General features: G+C 77.0%; 8 protein-coding genes and 1 pseudogene. 7 read left to right on the forward strand and 2 right to left on the reverse strand.

The annotated features are described in order from the left end of the window. The 5 genes and pseudogenes from VER05_RS19325 to VER05_RS19345 all read left to right on the forward strand — a co-directional run. Nucleotides 1-771 (forward strand): annotated as a pseudogene (locus VER05_RS19325) (NADH-quinone oxidoreductase subunit L); the annotation flags it as partial. 10 nt (nt 772-781) lie between these two features. Next, the gene (locus VER05_RS19330) at nt 782-2,401 is read left to right on the forward strand and encodes an NADH-quinone oxidoreductase subunit M (protein WP_324846935.1); all 1,620 of its coding nucleotides are present in this window, start codon (nt 782-784) and stop codon (nt 2,399-2,401) included. Then, nucleotides 2,398-4,170, forward strand: a complete 1,773-nt coding sequence (gene nuoN / locus VER05_RS19335) for an NADH-quinone oxidoreductase subunit NuoN (RefSeq protein ID WP_324846936.1) — start codon at nt 2,398-2,400, stop codon at nt 4,168-4,170. The genes VER05_RS19330 and nuoN overlap by 4 nt, the downstream gene beginning before the upstream one ends. 101 nt (nt 4,171-4,271) lie before the next feature. Beyond that, a complete protein-coding gene (locus VER05_RS19340; RefSeq protein WP_324846937.1) occupies nt 4,272-5,279 on the forward strand; it encodes a polyprenyl synthetase family protein in 1,008 nt (335 codons plus the stop codon). A 376-nt stretch (nt 5,280-5,655) separates the two neighbouring features. Next, nucleotides 5,656-7,188, forward strand: coding sequence for an RDD family protein (locus tag VER05_RS19345; protein WP_324846938.1), 1,533 nt, complete (start codon nt 5,656-5,658; stop codon nt 7,186-7,188). Nucleotides 7,189-7,665: 477 nt separating this feature from the next. Here VER05_RS19345 and eccCa read toward each other — a convergent pair whose 3' ends face one another. After that, a complete protein-coding gene (gene eccCa, locus VER05_RS19350) occupies nt 7,666-11,646 on the reverse strand; it encodes a type VII secretion protein EccCa (protein ID WP_324846939.1) in 3,981 nt (1,326 codons plus the stop codon). 260 nt (nt 11,647-11,906) lie between these two features. Between eccCa and VER05_RS19355 the strand changes: the two genes are divergently transcribed. Then, on the forward strand, nt 11,907-13,274 hold the full coding sequence (locus VER05_RS19355; RefSeq protein ID WP_324846940.1) for a hypothetical protein: 1,368 nt from the start codon (nt 11,907-11,909) through the stop codon (nt 13,272-13,274). 82 nt (nt 13,275-13,356) lie between these two features. After that, nucleotides 13,357-14,820: an RDD family protein gene (locus tag VER05_RS19360; RefSeq protein WP_324846941.1), complete on the forward strand. Its 1,464-nt coding sequence runs from the start codon at nt 13,357-13,359 to the stop codon at nt 14,818-14,820. Nucleotides 14,821-15,538: 718 nt separating this feature from the next. On the opposite strand, the gene VER05_RS19365 is transcribed toward VER05_RS19360, so the two are convergent. After that, complete coding sequence (locus tag VER05_RS19365; RefSeq protein WP_324846942.1) at nt 15,539-16,825, reverse strand: S8 family serine peptidase; 1,287 nt, start codon at nt 16,823-16,825, stop codon at nt 15,539-15,541. Between the last annotated feature and the right edge of the window lie 73 nt (nt 16,826-16,898).

Genomic DNA, 16,898 nt, shown 5'->3' on the forward strand with positions numbered 1-16,898 from the left:
TTCGGCCTCGGCTGGCTCGCGATCCTCGGCGTCCCGCCGTTCTCCGGCTTCTGGTCGAAGGACAAGATCATCGAGTCCGCGTTCGTGGTGCCCGAGGGCGCCGGCGAGTGGCGGGCCTGGCTGTTCGGCGCGGTCGCGCTGATCGGCGCCGGGATCACCGCGTTCTACATGTCGCGGCTGTTCTTCATGACCTTCCACGGCTCGAAGCGCTGGACGAAGGACGCCGACGGCCACGAGCCGCACCCGCACGAGTCGCCCGCGCTCATGACCATCCCGATGATCGTGCTCGCGATCGGCTCCGTCGGCCTCGGCTTCGTGCTCCAGCTCGGCGGCGGCTTCACGACCTGGCTCGAGCCGGTCACCGGCCACGTCGAGCACCACGAGCCCGTGCTGCCGGTGCTGGTCATCCAGGTCGTCACGCTGCTGGCCGTCGCGATCGGCCTCGTCCTCGCGTGGCGGCAGTACGCCTCGCTGCCGGTGCCGGAGACGGCGCCGGAGGGGTCCGCGCTCACCCGCGCGGCCCGGGTCGACCTCTACCAGGACGCCGTCAACGACGCCGTGCTGGTGGAGCCCGGCCGCCACCTGACCCGCTCGCTCGTCTACGGCGACCGCACCGCCGTCGACGGGACGTTCACCGGGCTCGGCCGCCTCACGGTCGGGATCGGGGAGCTCGTGCGCCGGCTGCAGACGGGCTACGCCCGCCAGTACGCCGCCACGATGCTGCTCGGTCTCGTCGTGCTCGCGGTCGTCGTCCTGGCACCTCGGATCTGAGGGGAAGTCGATGTCGTCATCCGTCGTGACCACGGACGTGCCGTGGCTGACCCTCCTCATCGTGTGGCCGCTCGTCGGCGCGCTGGTCCTGTGGCTGCTGCCGCGGGGCTCGGGCACCGCGGGCGCCGACGCCGAGGGCACCCTCACCGCCGGGCCGCGGCGGTACACCCGCCAGATCGCCCTCGGGGTCTCGCTCGTCGAGGTCGCCCTCGCCGTCGGCGCCCTGCTGGCGTTCGACACCGGCGCCGCCCGGGTGCACCAGCTGTCCGAGACCCACGCCTGGATCTCGCAGCTCGGCGTCTCGTACGCGGTCGGCGTCGACGGCGTCGGCCTCGCGCTGGTGCTGCTGTCGGTCGTGCTCGTGCCGGTCGTGATCCTCGCGGCCTGGCGGGAGCAGGGCTCCGGCACGCTGCCCACCGAGCGGCTGCGGCACTACCTGGCGCTCGTGCTGGTGCTGACCGCGTTCATGGTGGCGGTGTTCGCCGCCCGGGACGTGTTCCTGTTCTACGTGCTGTTCGAGGCCATGCTCATCCCGGTGTACTTCATGATCGGCGCGTTCGGCGGGCCGCGGCGGCGGTACGCGGCGGTCAAGTTCCTGCTGTTCTCGCTCGCGGGCGGGCTCATCATGCTGGCCGGCGTCATCGCGCTCTACCTGCAGGGGCCCGGCGGGCCGCAGGGCTTCCTCACCGACAACCTCACCGGGCTGGACCTGCCGGTCGGGACCGAGCGCTGGCTGTTCCTGGCCTTCTTCCTCGCGTTCGCGATCAAGGCCCCGATGTTCCCGGTGCACACCTGGCTGCCGGACGCCGCCGAGCAGGCGCCCGCCGGCACCTCCACGCTGCTGGTCGGCGTGCTGGACAAGGTCGGCACCTTCGGGATGCTCACGCTCTGCCTGCCGCTGTTCCCCGACGCCTCCCGGTGGGCGGCGCCGGTGATCATCGCGCTGGCCGTCGTGTCGATCCTCTACGGGGCGCTGCTCGCGATCGGGCAGCAGGACCTGTTCCGGCTCGTCGCGTACACCTCGGTGTCGCACTTCGGGTTCATCGTGCTCGGCATCTTCGCCTTCACGTCGACCTCGGTCGCCGGCTCGTCGTTCTACATGGTCAACCACGGCCTCTCGACCGGCGCGCTGTTCCTGCTGGTCGGGTTCCTCGCGGCCCGCCGCGGCTCCGCCCGGATCGAGGACTTCGGCGGCCTGCAGAAGGTCACCCCGGTGCTGGCCGGCGTCTTCCTGGTGACCGGCCTGTCCGCGCTGTCGCTGCCCGGCCTGTCCACGTTCGTCTCCGAGTTCCTGGTCCTGGTCGGGTCGTTCGGCACCAACCGGGCCGCGGCCGTGGTCGCGACGCTCGGCGTCGTGCTCGCCGCCGTCTACGTCCTGTGGACCTACCAGCGGCTGTTCACGGGCCCGGTGCGCGGCGACCTCGCCGGCACCCGGGACATCGGCGGCCGCGAGCGGTGGGTCGTCGGCCCGCTCATCGCGATCATGCTGGTGCTCGGCTTCTACCCGGCGCCCGCGCTGCGCCTGGTCGACGAGCCCGCCGCGCAGACCGTCGAGCACGTGGGCGGCGAGCCGCCCGCGGTCGAGATGCCGATCGCCGTCGACGGCGACTCCGAGGGGAGCGAGCAGTGAGCTTCACCGTGCCCGACATCGCGTGGGCCCAGCTCGCGCCGGTGCTCATCGTCCTCGGCGCCGCCGTGGTCGGCGTGCTGGTCGAGGCCCTCGTGCCGCGCCGCGTGCGCCGCGTGGTCCAGCTGACCCTGACCCTGGTCGCGCTGGCCGGCGCCGTCGTCGCGGTCGCCGCGCTCTGGAACGGCGTCGCCGACACCGGCGGCACCGACGTGCTCGGCGGGTCGCTGCTGGTCGACGGCCCGACGCTGGTGCTGTGGGCGACCACCGCCGTGCTGGCGCTGCTCGCCGTGCTGGTGATCGCCGACCGCACCGCCACCGGCGAGGACGCGTTCGCCCCGCAGGGCGCCGCGGTGCCCGGCTCCGGCTACGAGGAGGCGGCGCGCGCCGCGGGCCTCGAGCAGACCGAGGTCTACCCGCTCGTGCTGTTCGCGACCGGGGGCATGCTGATCTTCCCGGCGACGGGCGACCTGCTGACGCTGTTCGTGGCGCTCGAGGTGCTGTCGCTGCCGCTCTACCTGCTGACCGGGCTGTCCCGGCGGCGCCGCCTGCTCAGCCAGGAGGCGTCCATGAAGTACTTCCTGCTGGGGTCGTTCGCGTCCGCGCTCCTGCTGTTCGGCATCGCGCTGCTCTACGGGTTCTCCGGCTCGCTCCGGTACGCCGAGATCGCCGACGCCGTGCGCACCGTCTCCGGGATGGACGGGCTGCTGCTCGTCGGGTCGCTGCTGGTCCTCGCCGGCCTGCTGTTCAAGGTCGGTGCGGTGCCGTTCCACTCCTGGACCCCGGACGTCTACCAGGGCGCGCCGACCCCGATCACCGGGTTCATGGCCGCGTGCACCAAGGTCGCCGCGTTCGGCGCGCTGGTCCGGGTGTTCTACACGGTGGTGCCGGACCTGCGCTGGGACCTGGAGCCGGTGATGTGGACCGTCGCGATCGCCACCATGGCGGTCGGCACGGTGGTCGCGCTGGTGCAGACCGACATCAAGCGGGTGCTCGCGTACTCGTCGATCGCGCACGCGGGCTTCGTGCTCACCGGCGTGGTCGCGCTGGTGCAGTCGGGGATCACGGCGGTGCTGTTCTACCTGCTCGCGTACGGCGCGGCGACGGTGGGGGCGTTCGGGATCGTGTCGCTGGTGCGGGAGCGCGGGGCGGTGCGGTCGGCGGGGGTCGCCGCGGGGGTCGCGGGCGCGCGGGTGCCGGCGCTGGCGTCGGCCGGGTCGACGGTCGACGTCGGGGGGTCGGGAGCCGGCACGGGCGCCACGGGTGCCGCGGGTGCCGGCGCGGACGACGCTGCCGACGCCGACGGCGAGCAGCCGCCGGTCGAGGCCGAGGGCCCCGTCCTCGGCGAGGCCACGCACCTGTCGCAGTGGGCCGGCCTCGGCCGGACCAACCCGGTGCTCGCCACCACGTTCGCGCTGTTCCTGCTGTCGTTCGCGGGCATCCCGCTGACGGCCGGCTTCACCGGGAAGTTCGCGGTGTTCTCCGCGGCCGTCGAGGGCGGCGCCTGGCCGCTCGCGGTGGTCGGCGTCCTGGCCTCCGCGGCCGCCGCGTTCTTCTACGTGCGGATCATCGTCCTGATGTTCTTCACCAGCCCGCACGGCGGCCCGCGCGACGACGCCGACGACGAGGCCCGCCCGGGCGCCGTGGTCGTCGCCTCGCAGGGGTTCGCGGTCGTCGCCATCGGCGCCTGCGCCGTGCTGACCGTCCTGCTCGGCGTCCTGCCGGGCCCGGTCCTGGACGCGATCGCCGGCGTCGCCCAGCTCCTGCCCTGATCGCCCCGACCGCACACGGCCGTGCGCCCGTCCACCTGCGTGGGCGGGCGCACGGCCGCGTCGGTTCTGCCCCGGCCCGCCCGGCCAGATAGGTTCGTCCCGTGACTTCCCCGACCGCCCTGCCGCTCGCCGACCCCGTGCTCGCCGAGCGCATCGCGGGACGCCTCGACCTGGTCGAGGAGCGTCTGCGCACCGCCGTCGAGTACGCCGACCCGCTCGTCGACGACGCCGCGCACCACCTGGCGAACGCCGGCGGGAAGCGCCTGCGCCCGCTGCTGACGCTGCTGTCCGCCGAGCTGGGCGGCACCGCGGGCTCCGACGACGTCCTGGACGCGGCCGTCGTCGTCGAGCTCACCCACCTCGCCTCGCTCTACCACGACGACGTCATGGACTCCGCGCCGCTGCGCCGCGGCGCCCCCGCCGCGCACGAGGTCTGGGGCAACAACGTCGCGATCCTGGTCGGGGACCTGCTGTTCGCGCGCGCCTCCAGCACCGTCGCGCACCTCGGTCCCGAGGCCGTCATCATCCAGGCCGGCACCTTCGAGCGGCTGTGCCTCGGCCAGCTGCACGAGTCCACCGGCCCCGGCGCGGACGACGACGCGGTGCAGCACTACCTGCACGTGCTGGCCGACAAGACCGCCTCCCTCATCGCCACCTCCGCGCGGCTCGGCGCGATGTACGGCGGCGCGTCGCCGGAGGCCGTCGAGACCGTCGCCGCGTTCGGCGAGCGGATCGGCGTGGCGTTCCAGCTGGCCGACGACGTCCTGGACCTCACCTCCGCGGGCGACGTCTCCGGCAAGACCCCCGGCACCGACCTGCGCGAGCAGGTGCCGACCATGCCGGTGCTGCTGCTCCGGGAGCGGGCCGCCACCGGGGCCGACCCGGCCGACGCCGAGCTCGTCGCGCGCCTGGACGGGGACCTGTCGGACGACGCCGTGCTGGCGCAGGTGCTGGCCGACCTCCGCGCGCACGACGTGGTCCGCGAGACCCGCGAGCGGGCGGCCGCGCTCGTGACCGAGGCCGTCGACCTGCTCGCGCCGCTGCCGGACGGGCCCGTGAAGGACTCGTTCGTGTCGTTCGCGGACGCGCTGGTCGACCGGGCGTCCTGACCCGCTCGGCGACGGCTGCGGGGGGAGCGGGATGAGCACGCCGGGTGTGGCGGGCGCGGCCGGGGTCGGCGCGTGCCCGGCCTGCGGCGCGGGGCTGGAGCCGGGGTCGGCGTTCTGCGGCGCCTGCGGCGCGCGGGTGTCGGCCGGGGCCGGCGTCCCGGGCGTGGCGGCTGCGCCGGGGGTTCCGGGTGCGCCGGGGGTTCCGGGTGCGACGGGCCTGGCGGGTGGGTCGGGTGCGCCGGGCCCGGCCGGTGCGCCGGGCGGCGGGACCGTGCCGGGCGCGCCGGCCCAGGGCGCGCCCGCCGCCGCCGGCTCCGGAACCGTCCCCGGGCCGGTGGATCCGCTCGCACCGACGCGCCCGGGCGAGCCGGCCCGGGTGGATCCCCCCACCTCCCGGTCGGGCCCTCCGTCGGCGCCGGGCTGGTCGCTGGGCGCGGACGTCGACGACGCCGTCGCGCCCGTGTGGCGCCGGCTCGTGGCCCTGGTGGTCGACCAGGCGCTGGCCGTCCTCGTCGGCGGCGCCGGCCTGCTCGCGGTGCTGCCCGCGCTGCGCTCCGACGGCTCGTTCGGCGCGTTGCTCGTCCCGGGCCTGCTCCTGCTGCTGCTCGCGGCGGGCCAGTGGTTCGCCGAGGCGTTCGGCGGTCGCACCGTCGGCGGCGCGCTGCTCGGCACCCGCACCGTCTCCGCCCGGACCGGCCGGGCGCCGGGCCTGTGGGCGGTGCTGGTGCGGAGCGTCGTCCAGGCCCTCGGCGTCCTGCTCGGCGGCGTCGGCGTCTACGTCGTCGCGGGCTCCGGCGCCTGGGACGAGGGCCCGGAGCAGCGCGGCTGGCACGACAAGGCCGCGGGCACCCTGGTGCTGCGCGCCCGCGCGCCGCGGCGCGAGGACCCGGCTCCGGCACCGATCCCCGCGGCCGCCGCCCCCGCACCCGCCACCCGCGCATCGGGTCCGACCTCGGGCCCGCCCCGCCCGGCGACGACCCCGTCCGCCGGGCCGCCCGCCGAGGCGCTGCCGCGCATCGCCCCGACCTCGGGCCCGCCCGCGCCGGTCGCGCCCGCCCCGGACGCCGTGCCGGGGGAGCACGCGCGCCCCGCGCCGGATGCTGCGCCGGGGGAGCACGCGCGCCCCGCGCCGGATACTGCGCCGGGGGAGCACGCGCGCCCCGCGCCGGATGCGGCGCCGCGGGAGCACGACCGCCCCGTGCCCGCGGCCGCCTCGCGCCAGTACGTCGCCGTGCCGGATGCCACCGCTGCGGAGCCGACCCCGGCGGCCCCCACCGCCGCGCCGGACGTGCCCGCACCCTCGGTGGCGTCGGCCGTGCCCGACCCCGCTCCTGCCGCGGCGGACCCGGTCCTCGCGGTCGACCCGACCCCGACGCCCGCCCCGGACGACACCGCGCGCCTCCCGCGGCACGCGGCCTCCGCCGCGCCCGCGCCCGCGGTCCCCGCGGCGCCGGCCGCCACCTCGGCCCTGTCGACGGACTCCCTGCTCGGCCTGCCGGACGCCACCGTCCCGACGGCCGACCTCGGCGACGTCGAGCACACCCGCGTCGGCCGCTGGGCCGGCTCCCTGGACGCGGCGTCGTCGACGCTCGCGCTGGTGCTCGACACCGGCGATCGCGTGGCCGTCACCGGTCCCGGCCTGATCGGTCGGCGCCCGGCCCCCGGGGCCGAGCAGTGGGCCCACCTCGTCACCATCCACGACCCGGAGCAGTCGGTGTCGTCGACGCACCTGGCGTTCTGGCCGGTCGACGGCGGGCTCGACGTCGTCGACCGCGGCTCCACCAACGGCACCGTGCTCCTCGACGCGGCGGGCAAGCCGTGGAGCCTCCCGCCCGGGCAGCCCGCCCGCGTCGGCGCCGGCTGGACCCTGGTCCTGGGCAGCCGCCGCATCACCGTCGCCCAGGCCTGACCGGGGCCGGGGCGTCGCGCGGTCGAGCCCGGCCTGCCGGCGCCCACGGCGACCCCTCGACCTCGGGGCGCGGCGCGCCGCGCGCGGCGAGCGCGGTCGTCCGCGGCGAGCGCGGCGGCCGGAGCTGCAGCGCCGGGCGGGAGGTACCGCGGGCGGCGCTGTGGCGCGCGGACGGGCGGGAGCGGCTCGGCGGCTGACGCAGTCACCCCGTGCGGATGAGGTGACGTGCGCGCGGGCGGCGGGAGCATGGGCGGAGCCGGGTCTCCCGGCAGGCGCGCCGCCCCGGGGCCGGGGGGACCGGGGCCGGCCGCGCCGCCCCTCGCGCCGTGCTCGACGCCGGACCGCCGTCGCGGCCCGCACTCCGAGCGCACATGAAACGTGTCGAGTGCCTATCCGCCTGATAGGCACTCGACACGTTTCGTAGGCACTTGGCGTTGCGCGGCGCGGACGCGTGGGCGCGAGCGCCCCGCGCGCGCCTCAGAGGGTCGGCGGGGTCCAGGCCAGCTGGACCACCTGGCGGCCCTCGTCGCGCGTCACCAGCTGCGCGCGCCCCGCCACCGACGGCACGGGCTTCGCCCCGCCGACCAGCGCGCCCTCGTCCGGGCTGCCCGACATCACGATGCCCGGCGCCGCCAGGTCGCGGAGCGCCTGCAGCACGGGCTCGTACATCGCGCGGCCGGCGCCGCCCGACCGGCGGGCGAGCACCAGGTGCAGGCCCACGTCGCCGGCCTGCGCGAGCAGCGGCACGAGCGGCTGCAGCGGGTTGCCGGTGGTCGTCGCGACGAGGTCGTAGTCGTCGACGATCACGTACACCGCGGCGCCCGACCACCAGGACCGCGACCGCAGCTGCTCCGGCGTGACGTCCGGCCCGGGCAGCCGGCTGCGCAGGTACTCCGCGAGCCCGGCGATCTCGGCCGCCGCCTGGTCCTGGGTCGTGAAGTACCCGGCGAGGTACTCCTCGGGGATCTCGCCGAGCAGCGACCGCCGGAAGTCGACCGCGAAGATCTGCGCCTGCTGCGGGGTGTGCAGCCGCCGGACCTCGGACGCCACCGCGCGGAGCAGCGCGGACTTGCCGGAACCGCCGTCGCCGAACGCGTACAGGTGCGGCTCCTCGGTGACGTCGATCCCGACCGGCGCGAGCGCGGCCTCGTCGATGCCGAGAAGCAGCCGGCGCGCGTCGGCGCGGGCGTCGGACCGGACGTGGTCGAGCGTGACCTCGTCGGGCAGCAGCCGGAGCTTCGGGCCGGCGGGGCCCTGCCAGGCGGCGTTGACGGCCTGGATGAGGTGCGTGACGCCGGCGCCCAGGGTGTCGGGCGAGGAGTCGCCGTCGACGCGGGGGAGCGCCGTCAGCACGTGGTGCTTCGACACGGCGAGGCCGCGGCCCGGGCGGTCCTTCGGCACGTTGACGGCGACCTTGCGGTCGAGCTCGGAGTCCATCGGGTCGCCGAGCCGGAGCTCCAGCCGGGTGCCGAACAGGTCCTTCACCTGGGTGCGGAAGTCCATCCAGCGCGCGGCGGACGCCACGAGGTGCACGCCGAACGTGAGGCCGCGGCCGGCGAGCGCCTGGATGCGCGGCTCGAGCTCGTCGAACTCCGCGCGGATCGTGGACCACCCGTCGACCAGCAGGAACACGTCGCCGTAGCCGTCGTCGGCGGTGCCCTGGGCGCGACGGGTGCGGTACGTCTCGATGGAGTCGATGCCGTGCGCGCGGAAGTACCGCTCGCGCTCGTCGACGATCGACTCGACCTCGGCGACCGTCCGGCGGACGACGTCGGGCTCGGCCCGGGACGCGACGCCCGAGACGTGCGCGAGCCCGGCCAGCGGGGCGAACGTGCCGCCGCCGAAGTCGAGCACGTAGAACTGCACCTCGAGCGGCGTGTGCGTGAGCGCCAGCGCGGTGACGACCGACCGCAGGACGGTGCTCTTGCCGGTGCGCGGGGCGCCGACGACGGACATGTGGCCGGCCGCGCCGCCGAGCGACACGGTGAGGTTCTCGCGGCGCTGCTCCAGCGGCCGGTCGACGGTGCCGAGCGGGACCGTGAGCGTGCCGGCCGAGCGCCAGCCCGGCGACACCAGGCCCAGCCGCGGGTCGGCGACCAGGTCGGGCATGAGCTCGTCGAGCGTGCGCGGGACCACCAGCGGCGGCAGCCACACCTGGTGCGCGGGCGGGCCCTGGTCCTTCATCCGCTGCACCGCGATGTCGAACGTCGCGCGCGACTCCTCGGGCTCGGTCGCGACGACCTCGGTCGAGGCCGGCTCGGCGACGACGCCGCCGAGCACGGGCGCGGCGGTGAACGACTCCAGCCGGGTCAGCCCGGTGCCGGCGACGGTGCCGCCGCCGGCCGCGGTGCGGCGCCGGGCCTTCGGCGGACCGGACACGTAGGCGGCGCGGAACTGGATCATCGTCGTGGTGTCGGGCTTGAGGTAGCCCATGCCCGGCACCGGCGGCAGCGTGTACGCGTCGGGGACGCCGAGGACGGTGCGCGACTCGGCGGCCGAGAACGTGCGCAGGCCGATCCGGTAGGACAGGTGCGACTCGAGCCCGCGGAGCCGGCCCTCCTCCAGCCGCTGCGAGGAGAGCAGCAGGTGCATCTGCAGCGACCGGCCCAGGCGGCCGATCGTGACGAACAGGTCGACGAACTCGGGCTTGGCGGACAGCAGCTCGGAGAACTCGTCGCAGACGATGAGCAGCGCGGGCAGCGGCGCCAGGTCGGTGCGGCCGCCCTTGCGCGCCTTCTCGTAGTCGGCGACGTTCGCGAAGTTGCCCGCGGCGCGCAGCAGCTCCTGGCGGCGGACCATCTCGCCCTGCAGGGCGTCCTGCATGCGGTCGACGAGCGTGAGCTCCTCGCCGAGGTTGGTGATGATCGCGGACACGTGCGGCATGTCGGCCATGCCGGCGAACGTGGCGCCGCCCTTGAAGTCGACGAGGACGAAGTTGAGGTCCTCGGACGAGTGCGTCATCGCCAGCGCCAGCACCAGGGTGCGCAGCACCTCGGACTTGCCGGAGCCCGTGGCGCCGATGATGAGGCCGTGCGGGCCCATGCCCTGCTGGGCGGACTCCTTGATGTCGAGGGCGACCGGCTGGCCCTGCGGGGTGACGCCGATGGGCACCCGGAGCCGGTCGCGCGGCAGCCGCGGCCGCCAGGCGACGTCCAGGTCGAGGTCGCGGACGTCGCCGACGCCGAGCAGGTCGACCAGCTCGGACGACACCTCCTCGTCGCCCCGCTCCGGCCCCGACTCGACGTGCAGCGGGAGCAGGCGGCGCGCAGTGGCCTCGGCGTCCGCGACGGACATCTGGTCGCCCTCGACGCGCACCGGCGCGTTGCCGAGCCGCAGCACGTCGACCGGGGCGCGCACGGCGTCCTCGGTGACGACCGCGCCGCCGACGTTGAGCCGCAGCGTCGTGGGCTCGTCGAGCTCGTCCCAGCGGTCGGGGAGCTCGAGGACGGTCACGCCGAGCACGCCGTCGGTGGTGAGGATCGCGTTGCCGACCGGGACGTGCCCGCCGTCGACCACGACCAGCACGTGCGGGAGCGGCGCCTCCGCGGCGTAGCCGAACCGCGGGCGGTCCGTCAGGTCCTCGGGGAGCAGCGACTCGACGTCGGCGAGCGTGGTGCCGATCATCCGGGCGGCGCCGACGGCGTCCCGGGACCGCGTCGAGTGCGCGTGCGGCAGCCACTTGACCCAGTCCCACTCGGGCAGCGCGGCGTCGCCCGCGACGACGGCGATCTGCAGGTCCTCGGGCGCGTGGAACGTGGCGAGCTGGCTGACGACGGCCCGGGCGAGCGCGCGCGACTCCGCGGCGGCGCCGGTGACCTCGATGCGGGCGACCGACCGGACGTCGAAGGCCATCGGCACGCCCTGCTGGACGCGGTGCGTGACCAGGAACCGGTGCGCGGCGGACGCGGCGACCGGGTCGAGCTGCGCGAGCGGCGGGGTCTGCGGCGCCTCGAGCTCGAGGCAGAGCGGCTGCGCGCCGACCCCGACGCGCGCGACCAGGAAGTCGTCGTGCTGCGACCGGCGCTCCCAGACCCGGGTGCGCTCCTCGGCGACGGCGGGCAGCGCGCGCGGGTCGGGGGAGGTCCACTCGGCGGCGCGGCGCTGGGCGCCGGCGGCCTGCCGGACGGAGCTGCGCAGGTCGGACAGGTACGCCAGGTACTCCCGGCGGGCGCCGACGACCTGCGCCTGGTGCTGCGAGCGCTGCCGCCAGCCGTTCACGCCGACGAACCCGAGCGACGCCAGCAGGAACATGCCGGCCGTGATGAAGCCGCGCGGCCCGGGCTGGGTGGTGGCGACGAACACGATCGAGCCGACCGACCCCAGCATGGGGATGGCGTTCGCCAGCATGCCGCTGATGCCGTCGGAGGCCTGGATCTCGGGCGGGGGCTGCAGGACGACCTGTCCGCTGGGGACGGCGGGCGGCTCCAGGCGCGTCCCCTGCTGCGGCGCGATCGACATCGTCGGCGCTCGGTCCCTCCTGCCGGGCGGGGGACCGCACGCCCCCCGACGTTCCTGTGGCGTCAACCTACCCGCACGGGCGCGCGCGGGGCGGCCGGCGTTCCACCGTCCGGGCGATCCTGGCCGCGGTCCGCCCGGACGGGGGGACGACCGGGGTGCTGACCGGCCCTGACCGCATAGCATGACTGGCGCCGCGCCCGGGGGCGGGCGGGACCGCCGCCGTCGCCCCGCCGGGCGCGCGACCGGCGGAGGGAGAGCGCGTGACGGTGCAGGCACCCGGCGCGCCCCTGACGCGCGTTGCCGTGCACCTGGGTGCGCGCCGCCTCGACGTCGCCCTGGACGCCGCCCGGACCCTCGGCGAGCTGCTGGCCGCCGCCGGGGTGCCGCTCGTCCCGGGCATGCTCGCGCTCGACTCGTCCGGCCGGGTGCTGGACCTGGCCGCGCCCGTCGCCGCGCAGGTGGCCGACGGCGCGGTCGTGCACGTCGTCGCGCCCGCGCCTCGCCCGCGGGGCCGGGCCGCCCGCGCGCGCGCCGGCTGGGTCGCGCGCCGCCCCGACCCGCAGGCCGCCCTGCTCGGCGCCGCCGCGGCCGCTGCGGGGGTGCTCGCCGCGGTCGCGCTGATCGACCCCGTCGCGCGGGGCTGGCTCGCGCTGGCCGCCGCCGTCCTGCTCGGCGTGGCCGCGCTCGCCCTGGCCGTGCTCCCCGTGGCCTCCGCCACCGCCGCGACGCTGGTCGCGCCGGTCCTCGCGTTCGCCGCCGGGGTGTCCGCGGTCGACCCCGCAGGGTCGGCCGACCGGCGGCTCGCGCTCGTCGCGGGGCTCGTGGCCGCGACCGCCGCCGCCGCGGCGCGCTGGGTCGCCACCCGGGCGGAGCGCCGCGGGCAGGACGTCGCGGGCGTGCTGGTCGTCGCCGTCGGCGTCGTGGCCGGGCTGGCGCTCGCCGTGCTGCTAGCCGGCCTGCCGGGCGTCGTCGCCGCGGCGGTGCTGCTGGGCCTGACGCCGGTCGGGCTGCGGGCGGTGCCGGTCATGGCGCTGTCCGTGCCCGACGAGCAGCTGGTGGACCTCGCGCACGTCGCCCGCACCGCGCCGTCCGTCCGTGGGCCGCGGCCGCGTGGGCTGGGCCGCGTGAACGAGCGCCAGGTCGTCCGCACCGTCGACTCCGCCGAGCGCCGGACCGACGCGGGCGTGCTGCTGGTCTGCGCGCTGCCGCCGGTGCTGGTGCCGCTGGTGCTGGTCGCGGCGCTGGGCGACCCGCAGCGGGCGACGCTGCGCGGCTGGGCCGCCGTGGCGCTCGTCGCGGCCCTGGTGGCCGTGCTGTCGCTGCAGCCGCGCGCGGCCCGCGGGCCGGTCGCGCGCTGGGCCCCGCGGGTGGCCGCCGCGCTGGTGCTGGTCGAGCTCGCGGCGCTGGGCGCCCCCCGGCTCGGCGCGGACGCCGTGCTGGTGGCCGCCGGCTGCCTGGTCGTCGCGCTGGCCGCCTCCGCGATCGGTGTGGCGCTCGGGCGTGGCTGGCAGTCGGTGGTGGCGTCGCGGTTCGCCGACTTCGTCGAGGGGCTGGGCGTCGTGCTGGCGCTGCCCGCGGCGCTGGTGGCGGCGGACCTGATCGAGACGCTGCGGCGGGTGACGTCGTGAGGTGGGGGCTCGGGGGCGGGGCCACCGGGCGGGGCAGGGGCAGGACGACAGGGACGACGGGGGAGCCGACGTGGACCAGACGATGAGCGCGACGCCGGTCGGCACGGTCGCCGTCCGCGCCTGCGCCAGCTGCCACCGGCCGCTGCGGCCCGACGCCCGGTTCTGCACCGCGTGCGGCGCCCCGGCCCAGCCCGACGCCACCGTGACGCTCGTCGAGGGCGCGCAGGGCCGCTCGCGCGCCGAGGCGCGGCCGCGCGAGCCCCGCCCGGCCGTGCTGCACCCGGCGTTCGGCGACGCGACCCCCGCCGGCCCCGGGCGCCGCGTGCTGGCCTACGCGCTCGACGCGGTGGCCGTGGGCGCCGTCGCGGGCGGTCTCCTCGCCTGGACCGGCTCCTGGCTGCTGGCGGCGCTGGTCGTCGTCGAGCTCGCGGTCGGCCTGCTGGTCTGGGAGGCGCACACGGGCCGCACGCTCGGCAACACCGTCCTGGGGCTGCGCACCGCGCGGGAGGAGACGCCGTACTCGGTCGGGCCGGCGCGCGGGTTCCTGCGCGGGCTGGTGCTCGCCGCCGGGCACGCCGCCGCGGGGCTCGGGCAGTGGCTGGTCGTGGCGTCCGGGGCCTTCGACAGGACCGGGCGCGCGCAGGCGTGGCACGACCGCGTCGGGCGGGCCGTCGTCGTGGACGTGCGGGCGCACGAGCGAGCCGTGGAGGCGGCCGCCGACGCCGCGGAGCGAGCGGGGGCCGTCGCGGTCCCGGCGGCGCCGCGGGCGGGCGTGCAGGTCGGCGCCGCGGGGGTGCCGCGGCCGCAGCAGGGGGCGGTGCCGGGCGCACCGGCCGGCGCGGTGCCGGACGTCCCGACGCCGCAGCCGCCGCGGGTCGGCGCCGCGCCGCAGCCGCAGCGGGTCGGTCCGGTCCCGGCCGCCGCGGTGCCGGTGCCGCCGGTCGCCCCGACCCGACCGCCCGCGCCGGTGGCCGCGCCGGATGGGGACGCCGCGTCGGCCCCGTCCGGTCGTCGCGCCGCGCGGGCCGCGGCCGCGCAGCCGCCCGCGGTCCCGGCGGGGCACCAGGCGCAGCCGCAGCAGCCGCCGGCCGCCGCCGCGCAGTCTGCCGCCGAGGCCGCGTCCGTCGGCATCCGCCCGGTGGTCCCGGCCCAGCCGGCCCCGGAGCCCGCCGCCCCGCGCCTGGCGCACCAGGCGCAGCCGTCCCCGTTCCTGGTCACCCTCGACACCGGCCAGGTCATGTCCGTCACCGGGCCGGGCCTCATCGGCCGCGCCCCGCGCCCGGTCGCCGGCGAGCGCTGCGACCACGTCATCGTCGTGGACGACCCGGAGCGCAGCGTCTCCCGGACGCACGCGCGGTTCGGCATCGACGACGGCACCTTCTGGGTCTCGGACGCCGGGTCGGGCAACGGGACGACGCTGCGGCTGCCCGGCGGTCGGGTCGTGCCGGTGCCGGCGGACCAGCGGGTGCTGGTGCCGTCGGGGTCGACGATCCAGGTGGGCGACCGCGGGGTGCGGATCGACGCGCCGGGGGCGGCGCGGGGCTGATCCGCCCGTGCCGACGGCTCAGCTGGGCCGCGGCGGGTGCGCCGGACCCCGGATCGCGGGGAGCGGCGGCCGGACGGGCGCGGCCGTCTGCGTGCCTGCCCGAGGTGCTCGCTCGATCGTCACCTCGGCGGCGGGTGTCAGGAGCTCCGCACCATCCCGAGTGCGGCGCTCCGCGCCGCGACGTGTACAGCGGCTGCGAACAGGGTGACGACGAACGCAGGACGACCGAGGCGGCGACCGAGAGAAAGGGGCGACCCAGCACCGCCCGCTGCCCGCATGAAGCCGTGCACGAGGCCCCCGATCGCGAGAACCGGTGCCAGCCACGCCAGCGCAGCAGAGGTGCGCGCCGGGCTGCGTCCGATCACCACGGCGACGCCGCAGGCGGACGTCCCGAGCGCGAGAACAGCGAGGGCCGCCGCGCACCCCACGAGCCGGAGGTCCGGGTCGGCGCCGTACTGGGCGCTCAGGAGGCCCATGCTGAGTCCGACGGGTGCGACCAGGAGCGAGGCGACGGCAGCGACGAGGGCGTTGCGGCGGTAGCTGTCGGGGCGTCCCCCTGCGGAGCGCTCGCGACAGCGCGAACGACGGTCACGAGGTCGACCTCGAGTACGCGACGCCGGTCAGCGTGTTCTCGGCGGACGACGGGCGTTCCGCCGGGCGATGCCACGGTGCTCGGGCGCGAAGGGGAGTTGCGGGCCCGCGCGACGGCGAGGAGGTCCTAGCCCCGATCCGAGACCGTGACGGTCGGCTGCGGCTCGTGCTCGGGTCCGTGTTCGACGCGACGACGACGGCGGATGACGACGACCGCCGTGACCGCCCCCGCGAGGACGAAGGCGACTCCCGCCCCGACCAGGACGGGCGTCAGCGTGCTGCCGGGCGACTCGTCGCTGGCGGGCGGCTCCGGGTGGGCGGGCTCGACAGGTGCGGCGCTCGGCTCCGGGGCGGCCTTGGCGTCGTCGGTGTCGCCGAGGACCTCTCGGATGGTCGGGCGGAGCATCGGGTCGTCGGACAGGAACGGGTTCTCGTCGGGGTACGTCGTGGGGTCGACGCTGAGCAGGGTGCGGACGTTGACGGTGCCGTAGCCCCAGTCGTCGTCGTGGGCGGGGTCGTGGACGTCGCCGTCCGTGGTGTGGATGAGGGCCTGGAGGATCTGGTTGCCGGTCGCCTCGGGGTGCGCGGACCAGGCGAGCGCGAGCACGCCGGCGGTGAAGGCCGCGGAGTTGGACGACCCCTCGGTGAGGACGTACGAGCTCCAGTCCGCGGCGATCCCGAGCATCGCCTCGCCGGGCGCGACAACGCCGAGGCGCGGACCGGAGGCGCTCCCGACCGAGAGCTGGATCTGCTGGTCGATGTACCCGGTCGCCACCACGCCGTTCATGGTGGCGGGCTGGCCGTTGACCCGGCCGGAGGTGTTCCCGCCGGAGGCGATGACGATGACCCCGGCGCGGAGGGCCTCGGTGATCCCGGCTTCGTGGAACAGGTTGCTTCCCGGCACGACGATGATGTCGACGCCGTCCGCCACAGCGGCGCGGACCGCGTCGTCCCGACCGGGGCTCACCCCTGCCGGGCTCTGGCACGCGTTCTCGATGTTGATCGCGTACGAGCGCAGCGAGGCGCCGGGGGCGACGGCAGGGATCCCGGGCTGCCCGCCCGCTCCCGAACCCGTGCCCACCAGCAGCGCGGCCATGGTCGTCGCGTGGCGGGCATCGGCCTCGGTGGTGATCGAGGGGAACGCCTCGCCACCGGTCTCGGCGGCGCAGAAGGACGGCTCGCGGACCCACACGTCCGCACCGGCGACGTCGGGCGCGGCAGGGTTGAGGGGTCCGTCGAGCAGCCCGATGGTGATGCCCTCGCCGGTGGCCAGCTGGTGGGCGTCGGCGAGCCCGGCGCTGTCGTAGTACCAGCGGCCGTCGTCGGTGGCCGCCGAGGCCGTTGCCGGCGCAGACAGCGCGAGAAGCAACGCGGTGCCGCCGGCCGCCTGGCGGACCGCGCGGAGTGTCTGCATCAGGCCGGCCACGGGGTCGTCTGGGAGTGCGTCACCCCGGGGACGGGGAGGGTACGGGCCCGGACGCGCTCCC

The organism is Cellulomonas sp. (assembly GCF_035634735.1).
In the GTDB taxonomy this organism is placed as follows: Bacteria; Actinomycetota; Actinomycetes; order Actinomycetales; family Cellulomonadaceae; genus Cellulomonas.